This window comes from Sporanaerobacter sp. PP17-6a, assembly GCF_900095615.1.
Classification (GTDB): Bacteria; Bacillota; Clostridia; order Tissierellales; family Acidilutibacteraceae; genus Acidilutibacter; species Acidilutibacter cellobiosedens.
In genome coordinates, this window is the sequence record NZ_FMIF01000030.1 from 28,015 (window position 1) to 53,981 (window position 25,967).

29 protein-coding genes are annotated in these 25,967 nt (G+C 34.1%); 9 read left to right on the forward strand and 20 right to left on the reverse strand.

Translation table 11 applies throughout. From position 1 onward, the window contains the following. Positions 1–7: 7 nt before the first annotated feature. The 5 genes from PP176A_RS12250 to glsA all read right to left on the reverse strand — a co-directional run bounded on the left by PP176A_RS12250 (position 8) and on the right by glsA (position 7,234). Complete coding sequence (locus tag PP176A_RS12250; protein WP_071140774.1) at positions 8–1,000, reverse strand: ABC transporter permease; 993 nt, start codon at positions 998–1,000, stop codon at positions 8–10. Further along, complete coding sequence (locus tag PP176A_RS12255) at positions 1,000–1,944, reverse strand: ABC transporter permease (protein WP_071140775.1); 945 nt, start codon at positions 1,942–1,944, stop codon at positions 1,000–1,002. Before PP176A_RS12255 ends, PP176A_RS12250 begins: the two co-directional genes overlap by 1 nt. 121 nt (positions 1,945–2,065) lie before the next feature. Continuing rightward, positions 2,066–3,901: a peptide ABC transporter substrate-binding protein gene (locus PP176A_RS12260; RefSeq protein WP_071140776.1), complete on the reverse strand. Its 1,836-nt coding sequence runs from the start codon at positions 3,899–3,901 to the stop codon at positions 2,066–2,068. A 414-nt stretch (positions 3,902–4,315) separates the two neighbouring features. After that, positions 4,316–6,172: a sigma-54 interaction domain-containing protein gene (locus PP176A_RS12265; RefSeq protein WP_071140777.1), complete on the reverse strand. Its 1,857-nt coding sequence runs from the start codon at positions 6,170–6,172 to the stop codon at positions 4,316–4,318. 144 nt (positions 6,173–6,316) lie between these two features. Next, positions 6,317–7,234 carry a glutaminase A gene (gene glsA / locus PP176A_RS12270; RefSeq protein WP_071140778.1) on the reverse strand — a complete coding sequence of 306 codons (918 nt, stop codon included), beginning with the start codon at positions 7,232–7,234 and terminating at the stop codon, positions 6,317–6,319. A 290-nt stretch (positions 7,235–7,524) separates the two neighbouring features. Between glsA and PP176A_RS12275 the strand changes: the two genes are divergently transcribed. The 5 genes from PP176A_RS12275 to PP176A_RS12295 are packed head-to-tail and all read left to right on the forward strand — an operon-like array spanning position 7,525 to position 10,118. Continuing rightward, positions 7,525–7,866, forward strand: coding sequence for a PadR family transcriptional regulator (locus tag PP176A_RS12275; protein WP_083381950.1), 342 nt, complete (start codon positions 7,525–7,527; stop codon positions 7,864–7,866). Continuing rightward, on the forward strand, positions 7,863–8,210 hold the full coding sequence (locus PP176A_RS12280) for a DUF1048 domain-containing protein (RefSeq protein ID WP_071140780.1): 348 nt from the start codon (positions 7,863–7,865) through the stop codon (positions 8,208–8,210). The genes PP176A_RS12275 and PP176A_RS12280 overlap by 4 nt, the downstream gene beginning before the upstream one ends. A gap of 9 nt (positions 8,211–8,219) precedes the next feature. Then, the gene (locus PP176A_RS12285) at positions 8,220–8,570 is read left to right on the forward strand and encodes a DUF1048 domain-containing protein (protein ID WP_071140781.1); all 351 of its coding nucleotides are present in this window, start codon (positions 8,220–8,222) and stop codon (positions 8,568–8,570) included. A gap of 18 nt (positions 8,571–8,588) precedes the next feature. Next, positions 8,589–9,347, forward strand: coding sequence for an ABC transporter ATP-binding protein (locus tag PP176A_RS12290; RefSeq protein ID WP_071140782.1), 759 nt, complete (start codon positions 8,589–8,591; stop codon positions 9,345–9,347). After that, positions 9,348–10,118, forward strand: a complete 771-nt coding sequence (locus PP176A_RS12295) for an ABC transporter permease (protein WP_071140783.1) — start codon at positions 9,348–9,350, stop codon at positions 10,116–10,118. 170 nt (positions 10,119–10,288) lie between these two features. Here the strand turns inward: PP176A_RS12295 and PP176A_RS12300 are convergent, their stop codons facing one another. From PP176A_RS12300 to PP176A_RS12315, 4 genes are all read right to left on the reverse strand, one after another. Continuing rightward, positions 10,289–11,683, reverse strand: coding sequence for a methyl-accepting chemotaxis protein (locus tag PP176A_RS12300; protein ID WP_071140784.1), 1,395 nt, complete (start codon positions 11,681–11,683; stop codon positions 10,289–10,291). 181 nt (positions 11,684–11,864) lie between these two features. Next, on the reverse strand, positions 11,865–12,293 hold the full coding sequence (locus PP176A_RS12305) for a CBS domain-containing protein (RefSeq protein WP_083381951.1): 429 nt from the start codon (positions 12,291–12,293) through the stop codon (positions 11,865–11,867). A gap of 62 nt (positions 12,294–12,355) precedes the next feature. Next, the gene (locus PP176A_RS12310; RefSeq protein ID WP_071140785.1) at positions 12,356–12,850 is read right to left on the reverse strand and encodes a GNAT family N-acetyltransferase; all 495 of its coding nucleotides are present in this window, start codon (positions 12,848–12,850) and stop codon (positions 12,356–12,358) included. Then, the gene (locus PP176A_RS12315) at positions 12,813–13,787 is read right to left on the reverse strand and encodes an RluA family pseudouridine synthase (RefSeq protein ID WP_071140786.1); all 975 of its coding nucleotides are present in this window, start codon (positions 13,785–13,787) and stop codon (positions 12,813–12,815) included. Before PP176A_RS12315 ends, PP176A_RS12310 begins: the two co-directional genes overlap by 38 nt. Positions 13,788–13,882: 95 nt before the next feature. Here PP176A_RS12315 and PP176A_RS12320 point away from each other — a divergent pair, with 95 nt between their 5' ends. After that, positions 13,883–14,317 (forward strand): endolytic transglycosylase MltG, encoded by a 435-nt coding sequence (locus tag PP176A_RS12320; RefSeq protein ID WP_071140787.1) that lies wholly within the window; start codon positions 13,883–13,885, stop codon positions 14,315–14,317. A 32-nt stretch (positions 14,318–14,349) separates the two neighbouring features. Here PP176A_RS12320 and PP176A_RS12325 read toward each other — a convergent pair whose 3' ends face one another. After that, the gene (locus tag PP176A_RS12325) at positions 14,350–14,904 is read right to left on the reverse strand and encodes a DUF6648 family protein (RefSeq protein WP_200796150.1); all 555 of its coding nucleotides are present in this window, start codon (positions 14,902–14,904) and stop codon (positions 14,350–14,352) included. Between the two features lie 234 nt (positions 14,905–15,138). On the opposite strand from PP176A_RS12325, the gene PP176A_RS12330 reads away from it, so the two are divergent. Continuing rightward, entirely contained in the window at positions 15,139–15,315 is a 177-nt protein-coding gene (locus PP176A_RS12330; protein ID WP_071140788.1) for a DUF1540 domain-containing protein, read from the forward strand. Between the two features lie 28 nt (positions 15,316–15,343). Here PP176A_RS12330 and PP176A_RS12335 read toward each other — a convergent pair whose 3' ends face one another. The 7 genes from PP176A_RS12335 to PP176A_RS12365 all read right to left on the reverse strand — a co-directional run bounded on the left by PP176A_RS12335 (position 15,344) and on the right by PP176A_RS12365 (position 22,470). Beyond that, positions 15,344–15,781, reverse strand: a complete 438-nt coding sequence (locus PP176A_RS12335) for a hypothetical protein (RefSeq protein ID WP_071140789.1) — start codon at positions 15,779–15,781, stop codon at positions 15,344–15,346. Positions 15,782–15,852: 71 nt separating this feature from the next. Then, positions 15,853–16,803, reverse strand: a complete 951-nt coding sequence (locus PP176A_RS12340) for a TIGR01212 family radical SAM protein (protein WP_071140790.1) — start codon at positions 16,801–16,803, stop codon at positions 15,853–15,855. Positions 16,804–16,846: 43 nt separating this feature from the next. Continuing rightward, entirely contained in the window at positions 16,847–17,680 is an 834-nt protein-coding gene (locus PP176A_RS12345; protein ID WP_071140791.1) for an HAD family hydrolase, read from the reverse strand. 19 nt (positions 17,681–17,699) lie between these two features. After that, complete coding sequence (locus PP176A_RS12350) at positions 17,700–19,001, reverse strand: M18 family aminopeptidase (protein ID WP_071140792.1); 1,302 nt, start codon at positions 18,999–19,001, stop codon at positions 17,700–17,702. A 76-nt stretch (positions 19,002–19,077) separates the two neighbouring features. Beyond that, positions 19,078–19,479 carry a DUF1292 domain-containing protein gene (locus tag PP176A_RS12355; protein ID WP_071140793.1) on the reverse strand — a complete coding sequence of 134 codons (402 nt, stop codon included), beginning with the start codon at positions 19,477–19,479 and terminating at the stop codon, positions 19,078–19,080. An 85-nt stretch (positions 19,480–19,564) separates the two neighbouring features. Beyond that, positions 19,565–21,022 (reverse strand): aminoacyl-histidine dipeptidase, encoded by a 1,458-nt coding sequence (locus PP176A_RS12360; protein WP_071140794.1) that lies wholly within the window; start codon positions 21,020–21,022, stop codon positions 19,565–19,567. 41 nt (positions 21,023–21,063) lie between these two features. Further along, positions 21,064–22,470, reverse strand: coding sequence for a DNA methyltransferase (locus PP176A_RS12365; protein ID WP_071140795.1), 1,407 nt, complete (start codon positions 22,468–22,470; stop codon positions 21,064–21,066). 141 nt (positions 22,471–22,611) lie between these two features. Here PP176A_RS12365 and PP176A_RS12370 point away from each other — a divergent pair, with 141 nt between their 5' ends. After that, entirely contained in the window at positions 22,612–23,964 is a 1,353-nt protein-coding gene (locus PP176A_RS12370; protein WP_083381953.1) for a transglutaminase-like domain-containing protein, read from the forward strand. Between the two features lie 78 nt (positions 23,965–24,042). Continuing rightward, complete coding sequence (locus tag PP176A_RS12375) at positions 24,043–24,657, forward strand: regulatory protein RecX (RefSeq protein WP_071140797.1); 615 nt, start codon at positions 24,043–24,045, stop codon at positions 24,655–24,657. Here PP176A_RS12375 and PP176A_RS12380 read toward each other — a convergent pair. The 3 genes from PP176A_RS12380 to PP176A_RS12390 form a co-directional block, all read right to left on the reverse strand. Then, a complete protein-coding gene (locus PP176A_RS12380) occupies positions 24,654–25,151 on the reverse strand; it encodes a GAF domain-containing protein (RefSeq protein ID WP_071140798.1) in 498 nt (165 codons plus the stop codon). The genes PP176A_RS12375 and PP176A_RS12380 overlap by 4 nt on opposite strands. Before the next feature lie 67 nt (positions 25,152–25,218). Next, positions 25,219–25,689, reverse strand: coding sequence for a peptide-methionine (S)-S-oxide reductase MsrA (gene msrA / locus PP176A_RS12385; protein WP_071140799.1), 471 nt, complete (start codon positions 25,687–25,689; stop codon positions 25,219–25,221). Between the two features lie 24 nt (positions 25,690–25,713). Next, on the reverse strand, positions 25,714–25,938 hold the full coding sequence (locus tag PP176A_RS12390; protein WP_071140800.1) for a YdbC family protein: 225 nt from the start codon (positions 25,936–25,938) through the stop codon (positions 25,714–25,716). Between the last annotated feature and the right edge of the window lie 29 nt (positions 25,939–25,967).

Below are 25,967 nucleotides of genomic sequence, written 5' to 3' on the forward strand. Positions count from 1 at the left end.
TCCCCTCCTATATGTGATTTCTTGGATCAGCCGCATCGGCAAATACATTTCCGATTACATAAAAAGATATTGTTATAATTGATATAACTATTGCAGGAAATATTAGCTGATAACGCAACGATGAGACCATCATAACAACTCTACCCTCATTTATCAGATTCCCTAAGGATGGAATACTTATTGGCAACCCGAGGCCTATATAAGTCAAGAATACTTCGGAACCTATGGCTTCCGGAATAGCTAAAGCCATTCTCAGCATAATAACGGAAACTAAATAGGGAAGAAGGTTCCTGGTTATAATTCTTCGAGTTGGAGTTCCGAGACATTTAGATGCTAAATTATATTCTCTGTCCCTTATAATTACTATTTGATTACGGACAAACAATGCCATTCCGCGCCATCCGGTTATGCACATTGCAAAAACTAATGTCCCTATGCTGGGACGCATTATATAGGTCAGCAATATCAAAATTATAGTTGTAGGTATATTATCAATGACATTATAAGCCTCAGTAATAAAACGATCAAGACTTCTGACATAGCCCCACAATGCCCCTATGGTAATTCCCGCTATAGCTTGCCATATAGCTACTAAAAGTCCAATCATTAAAGAGGTACGGGTTCCGCTCCATATACGGGCCCAGAGATCTTGACCTATGGAATTTGTCCCAAATATAAATTCCGAATCGGGAGGATGATTCATAAGCTGCATATTGGTAGCCGGATCAATATAAATTTGAGTAGGTGACTTTTGATTGGGAAGTATAGGCTGAATAAATGTAAAAACTAAAAGAGCGATCATTATGATTAAAAAAAATAACGCGGCTCTATTTTTTATAAACACATAAAATGTGGACCTCCAGTAAGAGTAATTGGAATATCCTGTACGTTCTGCCAAGGAATCATCATATTCCTCAAAATCAAACAAGGCTTCATCCGTTTTAATAGATTCGTTGATCCCTTCAGCGAGCTTAGTTATTTTTTTGTTTCCTATTCCCATTATCTCGCACCTCCCTTGCCTTCTAATTTAATACGGGGATCAAAGGATGCCATAAGTATATCTCCAAGGAAAAGGCCAATTATGCCTATTGAAGAATAAATAAGAACAAGTGACTGAACCAAAGGATTATCCTGCCTTTGAATAGCCGTTACAAGAAGACCTCCCATTCCGGGTATTGAATATAAGGATTCTATATATATGGAACCGGATATGGTATACAAAAGGGAAGCAGGTAAATATTGTGCCATAGGCACAAAGGCATTTCTCAAAACATGCTTCACCATGACTTTTTTATCTTTAAATCCCTTAGCCCTTGCTAATTTTACATAATCCCTATTTAATTCATCTACCATGTATCTTCTCATCCACATGGCATAAGAAGCCGTGCTTCCTAAGGACATGGAAATAACGGGAAGTATCCAGCTAAGGTGATCACTTTGTTTAAAAAGAATCGGAAGCTTAAAAATATCAGTGGCATAAAGTTGAATAAATAAATAATAAACTGCCGCGGGAACAGCATTTATAATTACAATATATCCCGTTCCGATTTTATCCCAAACTTTATTTTTACTTCGTGCCATCAGTATTCCCATAGACACTCCACAAATCAACGAAATTGCCATAGCAGACAACCCAAACTCAAGAGAATATGGGATTTTACTCTTGAGTATTTCTATTACAGGCACTTTAGGCCTATATATGGTCGATGTTCCTAAATCTCCCGATAAAATGTTTTTATAAAAATTTACTAATTGTACGTGCAGAGGGTCTCTAAGTCCCATGCCAGTTAATATTGCTTCCTTTTGTGCTTCATCAAGTTTTTCATAACTATCTCCAAAATATCCCTCTTCCGGCATCAGACGCAATAAGAAAAAAACTATTGTTATAACAATTAATAGCGTAACCATAGATTGAAATAATCTTTTTAACGAATATTTTAACATGTTTCTCCTTCCTTTCCGATTATCATCCGATAATTATGCTTTCAAAGGATCGCAATATAAGTTAATTTTAATGCAAGGACTATGGCTATAGCCCTTGCATTAATTTCATTCACCTCTTATTCTATTGACCTGCTTCTTTTAATGCCTTAGTACGGTTCTCCTCCCATTGTTTCAATTGTTTATCATATTCTTCCGAATTCATTGACTTCTCCATAACCTTTTGTCCTTTAAACCTTAAAGAAGAAACGCCGAAGGGTGAATAAGGAGATTCAAAGGGGTTCAATTTAGAAGCCGAATATCCGCCGCCGCCAATTGCATAAGGAATAACAAAAGCCTCATCTATAAAGAAACTTTCTGCCTCTGCAAATAATGTATATCTCTTTTTAATATCTAATACTTCATTTCTTGCTGCCACTATCATATTTTCATATTTATTTTTACCGTTAGATTCTTTATAACCTTCTGCTAATTCAGGCCAGTTATATGTTCCTTCCTCCATAAAAGGCCCTGTATACGTTTCCGGATCGGCATAGTCCGGTCCCCAATTACATTCAAGAATTGCATATTTTCCTGCACGCCTCACTTCTCCCAAAAATCCTGTAGGTGGTTTTGGGTCTATTATTACATCAATATAATCTTTGCCAAGCAAGCCTTCAAGTTGTTGTTCCACTACTTGAGCACGATTAGCCCATTCTGTACTATTTGTATTGTAAGGCATTAATATCTTTATCGGCAATGTTGCTCCTGCCTCTTTAAGCTCCGTTACCGCTTTTTCTTTATATTTCAAAGTCAAATCCTTATTGAAAGAATCGGTATTTGAAATCTCGGCCAAACCATCCAATTGAGTGTAATCAACTCCATCTACACTTACAAAATTTTTAGGCGTTATTGTGTTACTTATCCGCTTTTCGGGATCATAAGGCTCTTCAGTGAGCATAGCTGCTTTTCTGTCTAAAGCATGAAATATTGATTTGCGGAAATTTACATTATTAACTGCAATTTTCCAATTCTGTGGTTCATATTCTTCTGAAAATTTAGGGTCAAAATTGAATGCATAAAAATAAGTAAAGAAACTGGTTCTATTGGGACGAATTTGAGCTTCTTTTTCAGAATCCTTCATCCATTCATCAAGAGCCGAAGAAGGAATATCGGCATAGCTTACTTCTCCTCGAAGGAACAGTTCCGGCGATAAAGTAGATGATTCCTTATTATATATATAGTTTATATTCGCAATAAAGATATTGTCTTTATCCCAGTAATTTTCATTTTTAACAAGAATCCTTCTGATCTGAGGCTCAAAGGTTTCCAGTATATAAGCGCCATTGTATAAAATATTCGTATTGTCCGTACCGAATCTATCTCCCTTTTCGGCTAAAAACTTTCCGTTAACAGGGAAGAAACACGAATAATTAAGCATTGACAAAAAATAAGGTGTAGGCTTTTCAAGAGTATATTGAAGAGTATATTTATCTACCGCTTTTACTCCCACTTCTTCAAAATCCGTAATCTCTTGATTATAATATTTTTCCGCATTTTTGATAACGCCATAAACTACATTAGCCGTTTGGGATTCGTTTTTGGAATCCAAAATATACTTCATAGCATCTACAAAATCCTGTGCCGTAGCCTCTGCATATTCTTTGCCTTCATTAGTTACCCATTTAACTCCTTCACGAATTTTAAACGTCCATGTCAAATTATCGTCGGATAATTTCCATTCAGTTGCCAAACAAGGCACTATCACTCCATATCTGTCATAATCAACTAAAGTATCTACCAGATTAGCCGCCAGCCCATATTCTACTTCCGATGCGGTAACCAGATAATTTAAAGTCTCTATTTCCTGCGCATAAGCTGTCGTGTACTCCTGAGGTGCTTCGTCGTCCCCTTCTTTGCTTGATCCGCAGCCAACCAAAAAAATCAGTAATGCCATAGTTAAAGCCATTATTCTTTTCATACCGTATCATCCCCCCTCTAATATTTTAATCGCAGCCCTATATTTTTTGATACCTCCTTAATTAATTATTCATAGTAAAACAATATAAGAATTTTCTGAAATTTCTTTTATGTTAATTTAAGCAATTAATATGCCAATTCTGATATCCATTACATACTCCTATTTTTAATATAAAAAAAGCTTCTATCAAATCTTAATATACTAAGGATACATTCCTTGAAACCCATTTTAGTTCAACCATATATTAAGGAGATCATGACTTTCCTATGGGTTATAAAAAAGGCATTCTCAAAATATTATTTTCCGAATTTTCGTAATAAAAAAATCAAATTAATTCAATAGCTATTGGAATTTTTTCATTATATCAACATTAAAATTTTTTCCTAAAAAAAGTACATATTCCTTATTTCCGCATTAATTAATTGAATATTTTCTCAGCTTCTCATAAAAAGTAGTTTTGCTTACGTCTAAAGCATTCATTGCTTTTTTCTTATCCCCATTAAAATATTTAAGAGCATTTTCTATTGATTTCTTTTCATAATATTTTACAATATCCCTTAAGGGAACTATCCTATCCCCGTTAAAATTATCCTGTTCTTTTATATTTATGGTCAAATTCTTGGACAAAATGGTACTACCCTCTGATAAATTTATTGCCCTTTCAAGAATATTTTCCAATTCTCTTACATTCCCGGGCCATTGGTATTTTAAAAGCATATTGAATGCTTCCCCAGACATCCTTTTATCTTCACTTCCAATTCTCTTACAAATATTTGGAAGCATTGAATTTACTAATGGGTATATATCATTTTTTCTTTCTCTTAAAGGAGGTATATATATGGGAAATACATTTATCCTGTAATATAGATCTTCCCTAAATCTTCCTCTAAGCATTTCTTCCTCTAAATTTTTATTTGTAGCAGCTATTATTCTGGTTTCAATTTTAATCTTCCTTGTTCCTCCAACACGATAAAAACTCTTATCTTGAAGAAATTGGAGAAGTTTTACTTGTAAGCTCAAGGGTATTTCTCCAATTTCATCTAAAAATATGGTTCCTCCTTCAGCGATTTCAAAGAATCCCTTTTTGCCCTCGTTTTTTGCTCCGGTAAAAGCTCCCCCTTCATATCCGAACAATTCTGTTTCAAGAAGGCTTTCTGCTATTACACCACAATTAACGTGAACAAAAGGGTTATTTTTATTTTTGCTGTTATCATGAATAGCTTTTGCTAAAAGAGTTTTTCCTGTTCCGCTTTCTCCCATTATCAATACGGTGGAATTAGTTCTTGATGCCTTAATAGCAAGATTCTTTACATATTCCATCTCTTTGCTTTCACTGATTATTTCAGGAAAATATTTCTGTCGGCTTTTTCCTTCAAGTAATTTCTTTTCAGCTTCTTCCAGACTTTGAAGAGCCTCATCTCTCTCCTTTATTACTCTCTTGATTTCAGAAATATCTTCAACAATTAATGCAGCTCCTATTCTTTTACCATTCTTATCAACAGGTAAAAGAGTACACATCGTAGGAATACCATTGATTTCCTTGAACTCATCAGAATAACTTAAATCTTTGCCTTTAGCTACTTCCAAAAATTCCTTGATCGTCGAACTTCCTTTGTGTATTTCAAATATATCCTTTCCTATTATATTAAGTATTTCAAAATTTTCTCCTTTGGCCCTATAGATTTCTCCCTTCAATATATCATTTATGCTTTCTCTTCTTGCTGTATATCCGGGAGACTGATAAAATTTCATTTTTTTTGTTTTACCATCTAATATAACTATATGTCCTACAGCATTTATATAATTCATAGTATATTTTTCTCCGTCAATTTCGATGGTTATAATTTTATTTGTAAAGTCAATAACTACGCTGATATTCATATCAATGAAATTTGTTTTAAACTTTAGCGTCTCCTGATGTTTGTCTTTCTTTTTATGCAAATATACGGGCTTTACTCCGCAAACATCATAAACGCCCACAGCTATTAATGCATCTCCCGTGTCTATTCCCTTATCTTCTATTCCTATGCATTTCAATGAAGAATAAGTAAGGTTTCCGTCATCCCGAGATAATGAATTGTCTCCGATTATTACAATATCTCCCTTTTTAATAGCTCCTCTTTCATGGCTTATATGTTGATTATATATTATTCCAAATATCTCTTTGGCTTTTTTATTATATACTTGTATTTTACCTTCGTTGTCTATAACTATAAAACCTTCCGACATCATATCCGTAAACACATTCACATATTCATTGTCACTGAACATATAGGCCCACCCTTTACTTAAAATTTTATTCAATAATTTCTAATTATTCCAATAAATAATTTATATTTTTATCACATAGATTATAGCACTTATAGTTATCAAAATAAAGCAACAAACATATAGAGGAAATATATTGCAACTTTTTTAAAATATGCTTAAGTTTAATTCTGCTGATAAGCCTTCAAGTATCCCCCAGGCTCCTACAGAATTCCCTTTATTGTCAAGGGAAGGTCCATAAGCTCCTATTCCCATTTTATGAGGAACTGAGGCCATTATTCCTCCTCCTACTCCACTTTTAGCTGGAATTCCCACTTCTATGGCAAATTCTCCGCTGGCATCATACATACCACACGTCACCATAAAAGTCTTTATAATTCTGGCAATACGTTTACTGGCTATTTCCTCTCCTGTAAAAGGCAGTCTCCCTTCATTGGCAAGAAGAAGACCAATTTTGGCTATATCTACACAACTAACCTCAATTGAACACTGTTTGAAATACACATTTAGAATTTCTTCCGGATTTTCTTCTAAAATACCCATATCCTTAAGTAAATAAGCCATAGCCCTATTCTTGTTCCCCGTCTCTCTTTCTGATCTGTATACTTCTTCATTTACTTTAAGCTCTTTATTGCCGGTTATCTTTTTAAAAAGATTCAATAGCCTCTCAAATTTTTCCTCCCCATTTCTGCCTTTAATTAAAGAACAAACAGCTATGGCTCCCGCATTGATCATGGGATTTAAAGGTTTGGATACGTCTGCTGTTTCCAGCTTGTATATAGAATTAAACCTATCTCCCGTTGCTTCCATTCCCACTTTTGTAAAAACCTTTTCCTCGCCTGTATCCAGAAGTGCAAGCATAAAGGAAATAGTTTTAGAAATGCTCTGTATGGTAAATAAAGTTCTATAATCTCCGGAAGCATATGAGTTTCCGGACATATCTATTACACAAACTCCAAGATTGTCTATATCTGCTCTTGCCAAAGCAGGAATATAATTTGCCACTTTTCCCTTATGAGTTAAGGGCAGATTAATTTTAACCAGGTTGTCCAATAATTCTTGCATTTTTGTCCCCCTTTAATTTAATTATTATATTATAATTATATAATATATATCAAAAATAGACTATACAAAAATGTTTCTGTGCCATCTACCAGCTAAGCTGACGACTTTTCTCAGCTATCCATTTTAACCCCATAAAACTTAATCTCTAAAGATAAGTCATAATCTAAAAAATCCTATATTATATTTTGTATAATATAGGATTTACATTTATCAATATTGACAAACCAACTACTATGTGATACTATATAGTAGTAGTCAGTATCACTTCATATCAGTCATACAAAATAGCAATGGGGGAGATTGTTCTGGAAAACCTAACGGAAATGCTCAAAGGCGTGCTTGAGGGCTGCGTCCTTGAAATAATAAGCCGCAAAGAAACCTACGGTTACGAAATCACGCGGCAGCTGAACGCCATCGGCTTCACAGATGTTGTGGAGGGAACGGTGTACACCATTCTGATCCGGCTTGAAAAAAACAAACTGGTAGACATCACCAAAAAGCCCTCCGACATGGGACCGCCGCGAAAATTTTTCGCGCTCAATGACGCGGGGCGTGAGGAATTGCGGAAGTTCTGGGAAAAATGGGAGTTCGTATCATCAAAAATTAGCGAGTTAAAGGAGGAAAAGCAATGAATTTTTGGGATAAAATTACAGGCAACGATATGACTAAAGAATTGAAAGCTTTTGATTCGCGAGTAAAAAAGCTTCCGGCAGATTATCAAGAGGCATGGGACAAAATCGGTTTGAATCTTTGGGCGTACGCAGATTTCACCGGCCGCAACCTCATGCCGATTCTCGATGGCGTGCTTGGCCTGCTTGAAGAATCGGCAGCAGACGGTCAAAGTGTGGAAGAGGTTTTGGGTGACGATATCAAAGGTTTCTGTTCAGCTCTGGCCGGCGAAGAAGGGGCAAAGTCTATTCGTGACAAGTGGCGCGAACAACTCAACAATAATATTGCTAAAAAATTAGGTAAATAGGAGGATAAAATGAGAATACAAGATATCATCGAAGGCAAAAAAGAGTGGCGGGCGCATATGACGCGTGTCAAAGCACTCCCGCAGGATTATCAGATTGTTTATAAAGAGATTCAAAAATATCTCTTTAAGGTCGGCCCTGTTGAGCTGACCGAGGGGACGGGCTTGCTCTCAGGGATTGTAGATCTTTTTGAGGAGGGCGCGGCCTCGGGGAAGGGCGTTCTCGAAGTGACGGGCAGTGACGTGGCGGCTTTCTGCGATAATCTGATCAAAGATTCAAAAACTTACGCTGACATCTATCAGAAATCTGTTAACCAAGAAGTTTACAAGGCCATAAAAAAGGATACGGATAAAACAAAGTAAAAGGGGGATATTATTGAGATGGAAAAAGCAATTCAAGTGAAAGGGCTGCAAAAGTCCTACAAGAAACTTCATGTTCTAAAGAGCGTGGATTTTGAGGTGGAAAAAGGCAGTATTTTCGCTCTGCTCGGCTCCAACGGCGCAGGCAAGACAACAATTGTCAAGATACTCACTACTCTGCTGAAGCTGGATGGAGGCACCGCCACCGTAAACGGCTTCGATGTTGTGTCAAAGCCCGACAGTGTGAGGCAGTCCATTAGCCTGACCGGGCAGTTTGCCGCTGTGGACGAAATTTTGACCGGGCGGGAAAATTTAATCATGATTGCTAAACTAAGGCACCTGAAAAATCCGCATCAGGTGGCGGAAGATCTGCTAAACCGTTTCAGTCTGGCCGCAGCCGCCGGCCGCAGGGTTTCCACCTATTCGGGCGGTATGCGCCGCAGGCTCGACATCGCAATGAGCCTTATAGGAAAACCGCAAGTTATTTTTCTCGACGAGCCGACCACCGGACTTGATCCCGAAGCACGTATTGAGGTCTGGAAGGCAGTCAAAAAGCTTGCTAATAATGGCACGACGGTGTTTCTGACCACGCAATATTTAGAGGAAGCCGAACAACTGGCAGATCAAATTGCCATTCTGCATGAGGGCAGGATTATCGCCAACGGTACGCTGGCGGAATTGAAAAAGCTGTTCCCGCCTGCAAAGGTGGAGTATGTTGAGAAACAGCCGACCTTGGAGGAGATATTCCTCGCAATCATCAGCAAAAAGGAGGAAAAATAAATGGAAACGATTAAGAAACACTTTTTCAGTGACCTGGGCGTCATGCTTGGACGTTCCATGCGCCATATTTTTCGCAGCATGGATACCATAATCACAGTTACCATCATGCCTATTGCGATGATGATGCTGTTCGTCTATGTATTTGGCGGCGCAATCCAAACCAGCACGGATAACTATGTGAATTACCTGCTGCCCGGCATTATGCTGATCGCGATTGCAAGCGGCATATCCTATACGTCTTACCGTCTGTTTATCGATAAGCAACGGGGCATATTTGAACGGTTTCATTCCATGCCGATAGCACGTTCAGCCGTGCTGTGGGGGCATGTGCTGACCTCGTTGGTATCCAACGCAATCTCGGTTGTCGTCATCATTCTAGTAGCGCTGATTATGGGCTTTCGTTCGTCGGCTGGAATACTGTCATGGCTTGCAGTAGCTGGTATACTTACGCTGTTTACGCTGGCTTTAACTTGGGTCGCGGCGATTGCCGGACTGTCCGCAAAATCAGTGGACGGTGCAAGCGCCTTTTCCTATCCGCTTATCTTCCTGCCATTTATCAGTTCAGCCTTTGTACCGACTAAAACGATGCAGCCGGTTGTTCGCGCCTTTGCCGAAAATCAACCAGTAACCTCGATAGTGGAAACCATCCGTGCAATATTGTCAGGCCAGCCCGTTGGCAATAACATTTGGATTGCGCTCGCATGGTGTCTTGGTATTCTTGTAGTTGCACATTTACTTGCAATGAGGGCTTACAGGCGTAACGCAGCTTAATGTTTGCAGATATTAAAATGATAGTGGTTTGCCATTTTTCATAGATACTACTTAGCTATCAGTCCATAGTTAAATGCACACTTTTAAGGGTCCTCCATGGAAATTATGCGCTCGAAGGGCTCTTTATGCGCCGAAATTATTTGTATTCGCTTCTATAGCATTAAATAATTTTATATTTTGAATTGAGCAACCATTTTTTTTAATTTTACAGAACTTGACTTAGATGCTTCGGCTTGTTTAACAATTTCATTTACTTTCGAAGCAACATCTTCTGTTTTCTGTGCGATAAGTGTAGTACTGTTTGCACCTTCCGAAGTAGTTGATGCAATTTCATCCATAGCTGTAGTCACATTTTTGACGGATACCAGGAGTTTTTCAGTTGTAGCATTAAAATCTTCTGCAAGTTCGTTAAAATTAACAGCATCTTGGCTATATTGATCGCCGACTTTCACCATTTTTTTATAATCCATTATTACCTGTTTATCTATAAATTCCATCACTTGCTTTGAACTGTCTACAAGGTTTTGGACGGAGTCAATTGCTGGTTTTGTTATATCTTGTATTAAGTTTACCGTAGTTCTTGAACTTTCCGCAAGTTTTCTGATTTCATCGGCAACAACCGTAAACCCTTTACCGGCCTCACCTGCTCTTGCCGCCTCAATAGAAGCATTTAATGCAAGTAGATTTGTTTGTGACGTTATGGCCAAAATTGAATCAGACAATATATTTATCTTTTCAACTTCTTTGCACTTTTTAATAGCATCTTTCATTTTTTCTTGTGTAATGGAATAAATATTATGTGCATTTGTCTCGGAAGATGATGCTACTTTCATTATTTCAACGGCCCTTTTACTGATTTGATTAGAAGTAATCGCGCCTTGCTCCGCCTTTTTTGCAATATGTTCTATAGCTGCTTCCAAATCAATAGAGGTAGCATTTACTTCCTCAGTCGATGCTGAGGTTTCTTCCATGCCTGCAGATAACTGCTGCGTAGCTGCAGAAACATCCTCAATCTGTAAATTCAAGCTGTTAATATGTTTATCAATAGTAATTGCAGAATCATCGACAATGTCTGATTCCACCATAACTCCGGCAACTATTTCCTTTATTGACTGCTGCATTTTATTCATTGACTTGGCTAAGTCCCCAATTTCATCTGTTAACTTTATGATATTTTGAGGTATTGGCTCAGTAAAATCCTTATCGCCCATTTTCTTCACATATCCTGAGAGAACCAAAATAGGTTTTGCTATTTTAAATCTGGAAAACCACCCAATTAATATGGCCATTAATACTAAGGTCCCCATTAAAATAATGAAATAATTTGTCCTAAAAACGGATAATTCGTTATAAAATAATCTTTCAGGCGCAGATACGGCAAGTACCCAGTTTGAATTTACCAATTTCTCAAAAGCAATAATTTTGTTTTCATTCCCAAATTTAATAGTAATTATGCCGGAATCTTTTGATAACAAAGTTTTGAACATTCCTTGTAAATCCTTTAAATTTAATCCTTCCGCTTCTACTGTGTCTTTAACTTTCGATTCCTGACCGCCGGGATTCAAAATATTAATTCCTTCCAATTCCTTTACGGGATATGAAATAAATGACCCTGAAGTCTCATTGCCATAAATCAAAAATCTATTAGTAAAATGTTAAGAAAAGGTTAAGAGGAGGTTAAGAGGGCAGTAAAAAAGGCTTTCTTAATATATTAATGATTCAATGAAAGCCTTTTTTTATATAGTTTTACATCTCAGGTCTTGCTGGCTCCGATATATTTGATAAAGCGTCTCCTGCTTTATCAGCGACATGGTCTGATACTGCTATGTCTCCTAAGGCAAGGATTCCTACCAGCCTTCCGTTATCAGTTACAGGTAACCTCCTAATTTGATGATGACTCATAACATTAGTTGCCTCTTCAATACTTGTTTCAGGACTAACAGTAATAGGATTTTTAGTCATTACGGATTCCACCGTTGCTCCGTTGTTGTGCCCTTGGGATATTCCCTTGACTACAATATCTCTGTCTGTTACAATTCCCATAAGATTATTGGAATCGTCACAAACAGGAATACTTCCTACATTAAGTCTTTTCATCTCATCAGCAACTTCTCCAAGAGTACTGTTAACTCTTACTGATTTCGCAGGAGATGTCATAATATCATTAACTTTCAATATATCACCCTCCTTAAATTTAAAATCAGTAATATGATATGTAGTTTTTCTTTTTTTAAACATTAAACGTTTAAATTTAACGTCTCATTAACTCTTTTGAACCCTATTCTATTATAAAATCTAATTGCCCTGATATTTTCCGAATTTACATTTAATCTTACATTAGAAATTCCATTTCTTCTAAACCACCTTATAGCTCGGTTCATTAGAGACTCAGCAACTTTACTTCCTCTAAATCTCTGACAGACAAATATATCACTTATATAACCTGATTTGGGAACGATAAAAATATTGCTTAAAGCAATTCTCACTTCTCCTCTTAAGAATCCTATTCTTTCGTTATTTTCTTCTGCAATTAGAAATATTCTATTGGCATCATTTAAATCTTCGCTATATAGGTTTTTTATATTTTCCTCCCAATTTTCAGTAAGATGCATATAATCCAAAAAATTTCTATGATAGTCGGATAACTCTTTCCACATTTTGACAATATCATCTATATCCTCTTTTTTCGCATCCCTAATATTCACATTTCCACTCCCTTTCAATTTTTTCAAGAACTTTTCCGCCCTTTGCTGTAAATTCCTTCCCATTTAAATATTCCAAAGGGTGAGAAAGTCCATTAAATATAATTTTATGTGCATAAAGAAATTGGCTGTTAAGTCCATACTCTTCTCTGAATCGTTTGTTCACACTATTTAATCCATATTTTGTATCTCCCACCAAAGGATATCCTATAGATGAAAGATGGGCTCTTATCTGATGAGTCCTCCCTGTAATCAATTGGATCTCAAGAAAAGAATATCCTTTTTTCTTTTCTATCAGCTTTATATCCGTTATTATCTCTTTAGAACCTTCCACTTTGTTTTTATATACTTCTACTTTGTTTTTTTCCTCATCCTTAATCAGGTATCCCTTTAAAAGAAAATCTCCCTTTACTTCTCCTTTCACCATACATATATAGAACTTTTTTATATCTCCATTTTTAATTGATTCATTTATAATCTGAAGAGAAGAAAAATTTTTAGCTCCGATTATTATCCCACTCGTATTTCTGTCAAGTCTATTACATATAGAAGGAGTAAAAGTTGTTTCCAAGTTAGGGTTATATTCTCCTTTTTTGTGAAGATATCCTATTATTTCATCAACAATATTATCCTCATATCCTTTTTTATCCGAATGAGAAAGAACCCCCTTTGGCTTATTCACTAAGATAATATTATTGTCTTCATAAATTATTCTCGGAATTATAGGTAATTTTATCTCTTCCTTATCAATTAAAAACTTTTCAATGGTTTCTTCCGAAAAAAAGAGTTGAATTATATCACCCTCTCTAATAATATCTTCGGGATTTACTCTTTTGTTATTTAATTTAATATTTTTCTTTCTGATCATTTTATATATAAATCCTTGAGAAGCTTTTGCCAAATATTTTTTCAGAAATCTATCAATTCTTTGATTACTTTCATTTTTCTTGATTTTTATTTCTCTCAAATTTGTCTCACCTTTTTCTCTATGTTATGTTATAATCATATTATATATAAAAACTCAATAAAACCATAATCTTTTTAAAAAAAGAGGTGGAAAATTTGAAAAAATTTGGCGAACGTATGAAGGACTTTATGTATGATGCCGTTGATTACATACTGATTATATTAACAATAGTTGTAGTAGCCGGAGTTATAACTTGGAGATTAAATATTATGTTCAAAAAAAATACGGCAGATAAAAGTCCCGCAACTAATGAAACTATTTCTTCCGATAAATCCCAACCTTCAGATAAAGATAACAAATCAGATAACAGCAAAGAAGCAAATATTGTAAATGTCAAGGTAGTAATTCCTCAAGGATCTCCTTGCCCCGATATTGCGAATATTTTGCTTGAAAAGGGACTTATAAAAGATAAAGACGAATTTCTCGCCAAAGCGAAGGAAATGAATTTGGATACAAAACTTAAATCCGGAGAATATGAAATCAAATCAAACAGTACAATTGAAGAGATATTAAGTATGATGAGCAAATAATTAAAATAAAAAAGCGGGGAAAATTCTCCCCGTTAATATTTTTCATTTATATAGCCGTCAATTAATGAAACTTTCTCCTCATCCAAAAAAACTCCCTCTTTCTTAAGAGCCTCCATCAACCACCTGCTCTTCGAATGGAATATGGCATCCTTATGATCTATAAGAACTATTTCATAAAGTTTATTTTTGAGATATTTTGATTCCACTTTTATAAAATAAGCTACCACTTTTTCATAATTTAAATATTTAAGAAGCTGAAATGTAGCTCTATCCTTTTCATGATAATAATAATCTCCCTTGTTTATATAATAGACATAATACTTTTCATTTTTTCCGCTTTTTTTAATTTCCTTAGCAAGCATAGTATAATATTTTGCTAATACATTATAATATTGGTAATTATACATCCCCTTTTCATAACTGTCTATTTTAGAAAAAGGTTTGACATTCATGTTCTGGACAAACTCAAAATTTCCCTCTAAAAATTCTCTTTTACTTATATCTCCATTTTTATACTGAATGATAAGAGAATTCCTGTTGCTAAAAAATGTATCAAAAATGCTTTCTTTTTTATGGTACGTCGACAATTTAAAACACCCTATCTAATGTCTTAATTATTTATATTATATTATTTAAAATAAATCCATATGTTATGTTAAAAAATAAAATTAAATTTTTCCCTTTATTTAAGTATATCACTTTTATATATAAGTTCAAATATTCTTTTGTAATAAAAACTTTTCCACTATTTTTTAGAATACTTTATTTAAAAAAGTACAAAATAATTATAGCTACTAAAAATATAAGAAAAGAGGTATTGTATGAAAGCAAATAAGAACAATTCACCTATTGAAGGAGTTAAATGTGTAGTAAACACTTGTTCATATCATATGACTGGGGACTATTGTACTGCAGAAAAAATTGAAATACAACACAGGAATGCATCATCTTCTCAAGAAACTGATTGTGCAACATTTTATCCCAATACAAAAGGATAGACTAAAAGGCAGGAAATATTTCCTGCTTTTAGTCTCCCGCTACTTCTATAATATATTCAGATGACTTATAAGGAATTTGTTTAAGTTTATAATCTGAACCTACTCCCAAGCCAATATAAAAATCAACTCCAAATTTCTCACTCAACAAATTTAATTTCTCTATTAAATAATCTATATCCTTTTTCTCAATTTTAATCAGCTTATATATACCATCTACATAAACTTTATCCAAATCGTAATCCATGCTTAAAATTCCACATAAAAAGCCATAGAATGATTCAATATCTTCAATATTGAATTCCATGGCATTTATAAGCCTCACAAGATAGTCAAGGCTAAATATGTGATTATGGTCTGTTGCTACAAAAACAATGTTTCCGTTTCCGGCTTTTATGTCTGCATTTGACATCTCTATCAGTTTTTTTGTCTTTCCGCTGCCCTTTTCTCCGCAAATAAACTTAACCATTTTAACCACCTCCACATTGATAATTACATATTATTATTTTATTCTACATCAGACTCTCTTTTCCCTTTATTTTATTTTATATTTTTAAAATTTTTTAATGCCTTTCCTGCAAGATAATGGCATTTCTTCCCCTGATAGGTATTTCTTTTTTCCATTTCTTTTGTTATCTCATCTCTTATCTTCCACCAGCTTTCATTCCAATTAACAAACAAAGAACCTTCTTCCGGTGCTCTTCCTATAATTCTCTGTATTACGATGTCATCCTTTAACCATTCCAAAAACGTAATTACACGTTCAATATATTCATCCTTTGAAATCAATTGAATTTTCCCGGACTTATACATGTCTCCGAGAACAGTCCCATTTAAGATATAAAGCGCATGAAGTTTTACTTCATTTACATCCAAAGCAGAAAGTATTTTAGCAGCTTCCACTACATCATCCATAGTATCCCAAGGTAAGTTCAATATGAGATGTACACAGGTCCTAATACTGTATTTTTTACACATTAATATGCTGTCAATAAATTCAGCCAGAGTATGCCCTCTGTTTATTATCTTAAGGGTATGATAGTTGACTGTCTGAAGTCCTATTTCCAAAGTAATTTCTAAATCCTTTTTTTTGCTTAAATCCGACAGATACTCTAAGTATTCTTCCCCTATACAATCGGGTCTGGTAGATAAGGATATTCCTACTATATCATCATCTATTGAATTTGCTATCATCTCTCTAAAATAATTCATGGGAACATAAGTATTTGTAAATTTTTGAAAATAGCTTATAAATTTATTCGCTTTATAATTTTTCCTTATATAATCTTTATTCTTCAATATCTGTTCTCTTATCGTTAAATAATTAGGAAGGTTTTCAAAAGAACCTCCCTCTTCCCCACAAAAGATACATCCTCCATAGGACAGCACTCCGTCTCTGTTCGGACACGTAAGGGGAAGATTGATAGGAAGTTTATATACCTTTTCTCCGAATCTTTCCTTCAGATATTGAGAATAAGAATTGTATCTCAATTTGTGCTCCACCAAATCACCTTCAAGAATTTTATTGTTTATATTACAACCTTAATACTTTCTTTAAAGTAAGCCCTGCTCCATCTTGATTATTATCAGTCTCAGTAATTATATCTGCAGATTTTTTTACAGACTCTGTCCCATTTTTCATAGCAATTCCCAGCCCTGATTTTTCAATCATCTCTATATCATTATCATCATCTCCTATAGAGATAATTTTATCGGGAAATATCCCTTTACCCATTGCATATTCTCTAATGCTCAACCATTTGGAGCCTAAGGGATTCATCACCTCGAGAAAACCCTGTACAGACATGTTCTCCATCATATGAAATCTATATTTATGAGGATATAAACTATCCATCTCAAATTTAAATTTCCTAAGTTTATCTTTATTTCCCATATAAACCACAGTGAGTACCTTTTCAATATTGCCATACAAAAAATCATTGACTTGAACGCATCTGCTTTCATTTTTCTCAATATAATTATAATATCTGCTGTCATCTTTGTTTAATTCAATAAATAAATCCACTCCTTTATCATATCCGTTTGCATGAACAATAGAAAATAGGTCTCTCTTTCTGCCTTCTCTAATAAGAGTATGAAAATCTTTAATATTTAAGTACTTTTCTATAAGCACCTTATCATCCTTTGTATTCCTTACAATATTTCCATTGTTAGCAAAAATAACAACATCCTCTTTTAAATCCCTTATCAAGTTCTTTGCCGAATAATATCTTCTTCCTGTAGCTATTATCAACTCATACCCTTGATTTATGGCGGATTTAAGAACCTTTAAATCTTCCTTGGAAATTTTTTTGTCATCTGTAAGCAAAGTTCCGTCCAGATCGATAGCTATCATTTTGAACTTCATATTTTCTCAACCTTTTAAGCTATATTTTATATAGTTCCTTAAAAACTTTATACATATAATAATGGTCGTAAACTCCTCCCAGTTCTTTTATGGAATGCATGGCAAGAATCGGATTGCCCACATCAACGGAAGAAATGCCCAGATGAGTTGAAGAAATAGGACCTATAGTTGAACCTCCCCTCATATCTGATCTGTTCACGAATATCTGCACAGGAACTCCTGCTCCATTGCATAAAGATTGAAATACAGTGCTGCTTACGCTGTCAGAAGTATAAGATTGATTGGCGCTTATTTTTATGGCCGGTCCTTTGTTAATAATGGGTCTGTTTGTCGGATCTTGCTTTTCGGGATAATTAGGATGTAGAGCATGAGTCATATCTGCCGAAATTAAAAAAGAATTATTAAATGCTCTGAAAAAATCCTCCCTGTCCTTTTTTAAAGAAATACATATTCTTTCCAAAAGGTTTTCAAGCATAGGGCTGTCCGCCCCTTGTTTTGTGGAACTCCCTACTTCTTCGTTATCAAATAAAACCAATACATTTGTTTCATTACTCGGTTCGCTATCAATCAACGCTTCAAGTCCTCCATGAACCATAGCCAAATCATCCAACTTCCCACAAGAAATAAATTCATCATTAAGTCCCGCTATACACCCTTTTTCATATTCGTATAAAAATAAGTCGAAATCCCCGACTGATTCAGGATCTACTCCTATATTTTCACTTATAAGGTCCAGCAAAGCATTATCTTTTTCAAATTTTTCATTAATAACAGACAAAATGGGGAGTGTTTCTTTTTGAGTATTTAATTTGATACCATCATTTACCTGTCTATTCATGTGTATAGCCAGATTAGGTATTACGGCTATAGGTTTATCTATACTCAGCAAAAAGGTTTCCGGGTTAAGAAAATTTTTCTCTTTTACAGAAATTCTTCCTGCGATGGAAAGAGGCCTGTCCAACCATGTATTTATAATGGGCCCGCCATACACTTCTGTATTTAACTTCAGATATTGATTTTCTGTTTTTATTTCACTATGGGGTTTTATTCTAAAGGTAGGAGAATCCGTGTGTGCTCCGATTAGTTTAAAACCATATTTCCCCAGTTCTCCTTTTCCTACAACAAATGCTATAAGAGCAGAATCATTTTTAGTAACAAAATATTTTCCTTCTTTTTCTAAAACCCATCTTTCCCCCGAATTCAACTCTTTAAATCCATTTTTTAATAATACACTTTTTACATTATTGACTACATGGAATGAGCTTGGACTGTTATTTACAAAATCTAAAAGTTTGTAAGAAAAATCCAATTCTTTTTTCAATTAAATCACCCTTTCTTTTTATAAAAATTTAATTAAAAGTACTTCAGTTTTTAACTGAAGTACTTTTAATTAATAATCATTCATCATAATCCTCATCGTCCTCGTCGTCTTCATCTTCATCATCATCTTCGTCATATTCGCCGTAATCCTCATAGTCCCCTTCTTCATCAGCATAGAACGTATAGAAAGCCTCCGAAACCGATTCAAATTCATCTTCATCTTCAATTGAAGAAAGTCCAAAGCCATCCTCATTTTCTTCATAATTGTACAAAAGAACTTGATCATCGTCAATAGAAAGGAGAGCGATATATTCCTTTCCATCAACTTCAAAAATTCTTATAATGCTACATTCTATCTCACTTCCATCATCCAATGTTATATAAATTATATCCGTATCATCGTCATGTTCACATCCGCAATCATGGGAATGTTCAGGATGGTCACATCCGCAATTTTCTTCATCAAATTTTTTATTCATAATCATTCTCCTTTTCATTATATTTTGTATTAATTATATGCATATAATACCCTATTTTAATCTATGAGTATATAAAAAAATGAAATTATTTGATTTTTTTTAAAACCTCTGTTAGCAATTCCCAAGTTCTTTTAGTGGAAGAGATACTTAATCTCTCCTCAGGAGTGTGTACCCCAACCATATCTGGTCCTAAGGATACCATATCCATGTCTTCAAATTTTTCTTTAAAAAGTCCACATTCAAGACCTGCATGAATAGCCTCAATTTTTATATCCTTTCCATAAATATCTTTATAGGTATTTTTAAATAAATCCCTTATATATGAGTTGGGATTATATTCCCATGCAGGATAAGAAGAATAGCTCTCCCATCTTCCTCCGGAAACTTCTCCTGCTATTTTTGTTATTCTTGATATATATTTTTGCAGACTCTTTTTTGAACTTCTTATAGACGATTCAAAAATTACTTCTTTTTCTGTAGAATGTACTATTCCAATGTTGGAAGAACTTTCTACAAGTCCTAAAATTTCTCCGCTCATAGTTTTCACTCCATTTGGAGTAAGCATCAAAAAATTTATTATATTATCCGATGTACTTTTGGAATATATTTTGTTAATCTCCTCTGTATCTAAATTTAACGTTATTTTTATATTCTTGTCCGTACATCTCAACTCATTTTTTAATTCATCCTCAATAACACTGATTTCTTTTTTTAATATTCCTGCTTTACCCTTTTCTATAACAATTCCTGCTTCTGCAGTACGAGGGATAGCATTGGTCTTAGCTCCACCGGATATTCTGTACAAATTAATCCTTAATTTTTCATTAATTGAATTAAGTATCCTTCCCAATATCTTATTTGAATTTCCCCTTCCCTTATTAATTTCTGCTCCCGAGTGTCCTCCCAGCAATCCTTCGGTTTTAATAATATAGCCTTCCATTTCCTTTTTATTTTCTTCCCATATTATAGGAATCGTTACCTTGTTTCTTTCTCCTCCCGCACAACTGACAAGAAGAATCCCTTCTTCTTCGGAATCTAAATTTATCAATATTCTTCCTCTTATAAATTCAGGGTTTAAACTCATGGCACCATTCATCCCTGTTTCTTCATTAGTAGTAATAAGTACCTCTAAAGGAGGATGGGGAATATCTTTAGATTCGAGTATAGCCAAAGACATCGCCACAGCAATTCCATCATCGGCTCCGAGAGTTGTTTCTTTTGCTTTTATAAAATCGCCTTCTATAAATATTTCAATGGAATCTTTTGAAAAATCATGATCAGCTCCTTCATTTTTTTCTCCTACCATATCCATATGTCCCTGTAAAACTACTACCGGAGAGTTCTCATAACCTAAAGTTCCTTTTTTCTTAATAATTACATTTAAGGCTTCATCCTGTATAACTTCCAATTTGTTCTTTTTGGCAAAATCTACTAAGTAATCACTTATCTTTTTCTCTTCCCCCGAACATCTTGGTATTTTAGTTATTTCCTCAAAATAATAAAATACTCTTTCCGGATCTAATTTTTTCAAAATTCTTTCCATGCCCTCGCTCCTTTCATTTTTAAAATAAAATCAATTGTATATTATAAATTGATTATTTTAATTTTTTCATTTCCAAATACATCTATCAATTGTACCGCTATATTCCTTTTTTTTAAGTTTTTCTCCAATTTTAATAGTATATTCTTATTAAAAGAACCTCTCTTATTTCCATAAGTCCTATAGTGCTCCTGCTTAAAAGAGAAAAAATCTCCCTTATAGTCTGTATCCACTGCGACATATTCCACAAATTCAAAAGAGTCTTTCTCTAAAATATCCTTTATCTTTAACCAATATTTCCTATCAACAGGAAGTTTTGATATGTCTTTTATTTCATAATCCTCTATTTCTATTTCCAAACATTCATTAAAAAAATCGCAGGGACATCTTTTTTTTATTTTAATTTTGAAGTCAATACTGTCGTCTTCCTCGTGAGGTATTCTATATAAATTAAATCTATTTGCCCTTTCTTCAATAAGTCTCTCCTTCATCACTGCAATAGATGTCGCTCCCAGATCTGACATTATCCATTTTCTTTTAAGTTTCTCTGCCACAACTCCGGTAGTACCGCTGCCTGCAAAAAAATCTGCCACAATGGAATTTTCATCTGTAGAAGATAAAATAATTCTCTCAAGGAGTTTCCTCGGTTTTTGAGTATCATAACCCACCCTTTCTTTTGATGTTCTTCCTATCATGTCTATATTCCAAACATCCTTTGTGTTTACATATGTATACCAGCCAATATCGTCCTTAAATTCTTTTACTCCCTTAAATCTATAAGGTTTTAATTCTCTGTTATAGGATTTTTCTTTCTGAACATTAAATATATAATTTTTAGTCTTTGAATAAAATAAAATAGTATCGTGTTTCTTAGAAAAATGTCTTTTACCTACTCCTCCTGATTTATAACTCCATATTATCTCATTAACAAAATTTTCTCTTCCAAATATTTCATCCATTAATACCTTTATATAATGAACTATATGCCAATCCAAATGAACATATATACTGCCCTTAGAGCTTAAAAGATCCCTCATCAAATATAATTTTACGGTCAACTCTTCAAGATAATTTTTTATTCCTTTTCTCCATCTGTCTTCATAAGCAAAATGTTTGATGAAAATATCTTTCTCTCCATCATTTAGTATAATTCTCCTGTTATAATTTGTTTCAGAAAAAAAAGGAGGATCTATATATATTAAATCAATTTTCCCTTTGTAACCATTCTTTAAGAGGAATTCCATTACTTTTATATTATCGGCATAAAAAATTTTATTTTGCCAATTGTCTGTACTATGTTCGCTTTTCCTTACTTTGTCTTCTTCAAAGGCAGTTACTTTTTCATATAAAGAAAAATTTATGTTTTCAGAGGAATTTAGTATCTTATCTCTTTCTCTTTTCCCATAAGATATGATTTCCTGTAATTCATTTATTATAGATACTTTGTTCATATTTACCTCCACATAGAATATATTCCCATATGATATTCTATATATACTTCTAAAAACCTTCTAAAAATAAAATTCTTTTTCTTTATAAAGTATAATATCTGTTATATAATCAAGTTAAACATCAACAGCGGAGGGATGATTATGAATAAATTAAAATTTCTTACGGTAGATCTGCCGGAAGATTTAAAGAACACCGTTTATTTTGGAGATTTCCAAAAATCTCAGGAACTTATCGACGTTTATTTAAAAAGAAATATTCCCGACATTTTAAAACAACGACTAATCTTTGAAAGGGACAGAATCGAAAGATTAAAAGAAGATTATGATTTTACTTACGAATCTGCCTTAAATTACGCCCAATCAAAGATTAAAAATTTTACAAAGGAAGACCTTGAGTTTTTAAAGGATGAAAGATATGCCGATTGGATATATATAAATGGTAAAATAATGTTTCATCACAGATTCTTGGAGAATATTGTTAAAGTAAATTCTGACTTTAAGTCAAGATTAATACAAAAAGAAGAAAATTCCTCAGGAAGTTCTCTCTTAAATAAAACAGTAAAGGAAATAATTGAAAAAGGAGAGAAGAAATATTTCATTCAGGTCATGGCAGGAATTAAATTGGATAAGGAATTATCAAGAATAGGAGAAACTGTAAATGTCCATCTTCCTATACCCCGGGCAGCAAGGCAGATTAAAGATATAAAAATATTGAGTACCTCTCATAAAGCAAAATATATCTCACCCCTTCAATACCCTCAAAGAACTATTTTCTTTGAAGAAAAAGTTAAGGGAGGGGATACATTTTTCGTAGAATATTCATATGAAAATCATATAAAATACGTTAATCCGGATCCATCAAAGGTATCGGCATATCAGCCTAATTTCTGTACCGAAGAATGGCCGCCTCATATAAGATTCACTCCGTTTCTTGTATCTTTAGCGAAGGAAATAGTAGGAAAAGAAACCAATCCTCTGTTAAGGGCAAGGCGTATATATGATTATATTACCGAAAATATACAATATTCATATATGAGACAATATGCAGCAATTACAAATATACCCGAATATTGTGCATATAATCAAAAGGGAGATTGCGGAGTACAGGCCATACTATTTATTACATTATGCCGGATAATCGGTATCCCTGCCAAATGGCAATCCGGACTTCATGTGGATCCTTACTCAGCGGGATGTCATGATTGGGCTGAATTTTATGTTGAACCTTACGGTTGGCTGTTTGCCGATCCATCCTTTGGAGGAGGAGCTTTAAGAAATAATGATAAGGAAAGATGGAATTTTTATTTTGGAAATCTTGACCCCTTTAGAATGGTTGCTAACTCAGATTTTCATTATGATTTCTATCCGGAAAGAAAATTTTTAAGGCATGACCCTTACGATAATCAGGTCGGAGAAATAGAATACTCCGACAGGCCCTTGAAATCCAATGAATATAAGACCTTTGTTAAATCCGTTGAAGTTCACGAAATATAACAACCACTCAAATATAATTATCTCAGTGGGAAAATTTTCTTCTCACTGAGATAATATTTAAGGAGAATAGGAGAATATATGAAAATAACGAAAATAGAATCTCAAAAAAATAAAGAACGGGTAAATATCTATATAGATGATAGTTTTGCCTTCGGCTTGTCTTCGGAGATATCATATAAATATGACTTAAAAGAAGATATGACGGTTTCTCAGGAATGGGTAGAAAATGTTTTAAAGTCTGAAGAATTGAATAAAGGAAAAAATTATGCTTTAAATCTTCTTTCCTACAGATGGAAAACAGAAAAGGAAATTATAGACAGGATGTCCGAAAAAGGATATGAAAAAGAAATAATTGAAAATACTGTCCTATATTTAAAAGACCAAAATTTAATTAATGATAGAAGATTTGCAGAAATATATTTTGAAGAAAAAAGTAAACTTAATGGATTGGGAATTAAAAGAATTAGATATGAATTATCTATGAAGGGAATATCAAAAGAAATATTGGAAGAAGTAGTTAATGAAGAATCTGATGAGGAATTTGAAAGAGCCTTGGAATTGGCAAATAAAAAGATATCGTCCTATAAAAATGACTCAAAGGAAAAAATATACAGAAAATTAGGAGGATATCTTCAAAGAAAGGGATATTCATATGATTGCATAAGAAATGTTTTAAATAAAATTCTCTTCTAAACTGTTTCCCAATCCACATGATCAATTAATATCGTTACAAATTTCAAAAAATATTTTTCTTCCAATTCAGTAAACCTGCTTTTTTCAGGGCTGTCCAAATCCAGTACTCCGTAAACTCTGCCTTTTTTAATTATTGGAAGAACAAGTTCCGACTGAGAAGCACTGTCGCAGGCAATATGGCCGGAAAACTGGTGTACATCATCTACTCTCAATACTCTTTTTTCCTCAACTGCTGTTCCGCATACTCCACTTCCTATCTCAATTCTATTACATGCGGGAAGCCCTTGAAACGGTCCTAAAACCAAAACTCCGTTCCTCATTATATAAAACCCAGACCAATTAAGCCTGTCGACACAGGACATGATAATTGCAGAAGCATTTGAAAGAATTGCTATGCTGTCTTTTTCCGAACTAACTTGTCCCTTAAGCAAAATATTCATATATTCTAATTTTCCCTCATCGTTCATGCCATTAACCGTTTCCAGTTTAAACATATCATTTCCTCCCCCTTAAATAAGGTATAGCTGTCTATTCCTATTCCTCATATTTTACTTAATTCATCTAAAATTTAATATGACAATATCCATTCGGATTCTTTTTCAAATATTTTTGGTGGTATTCTTCCGCGTCGTAGAAACATTTTAATGGCTCTATTTCCGTGACTATGGGTTTTTCATATTTATTTTTCTCTTCTTCCAAGGTTTTAAGTATAATCGGCAAATCCTTCTCATCAATGTAATAAATTCCTGTTCTGTATTGCTCTCCTGTATCTCCAGCTTGCCTATTCACCAATGTAGGGTCAATTATTTTCCAAAACCTGTGAAGAAGTTCCTCAAGGGTGATTTTATTTTCATCAAACTTTACATAGCATGATTCGGCGTGACCTGTTGTCCCAGTACATACTTCCTCATAAGAAGGATTAGCTTTGATACCGTTAGCATAACCGACCTTTGTATCTACAACTCCTTCTATTCTCGACATATATTCTTCCACTCCCCAAAAACATCCTCCTGCAAAAACTATATCTTTCATTTCTTTCCCTCCTCATTTTTATACCTAAAGCTCAAGATCAATTAATATATCTCTTAGCCTTTTTAATTCATCTCTTGTAAAAGTGACTCCTTTACCCATCTTTTCATGACTTGAATCCCAGTCTCTGATATCATATTTAGGCTCTCTGCCATTCCAGCTTATTAAGTTCAATTCCTTCTGCCACTTTTTATCCACGCCTGAAATCACCCCTATTTTTTCGATAACTTCATATTTGATTTCATTTGACATTGCTATTCTCTCCTTCTATATTAGAAAAT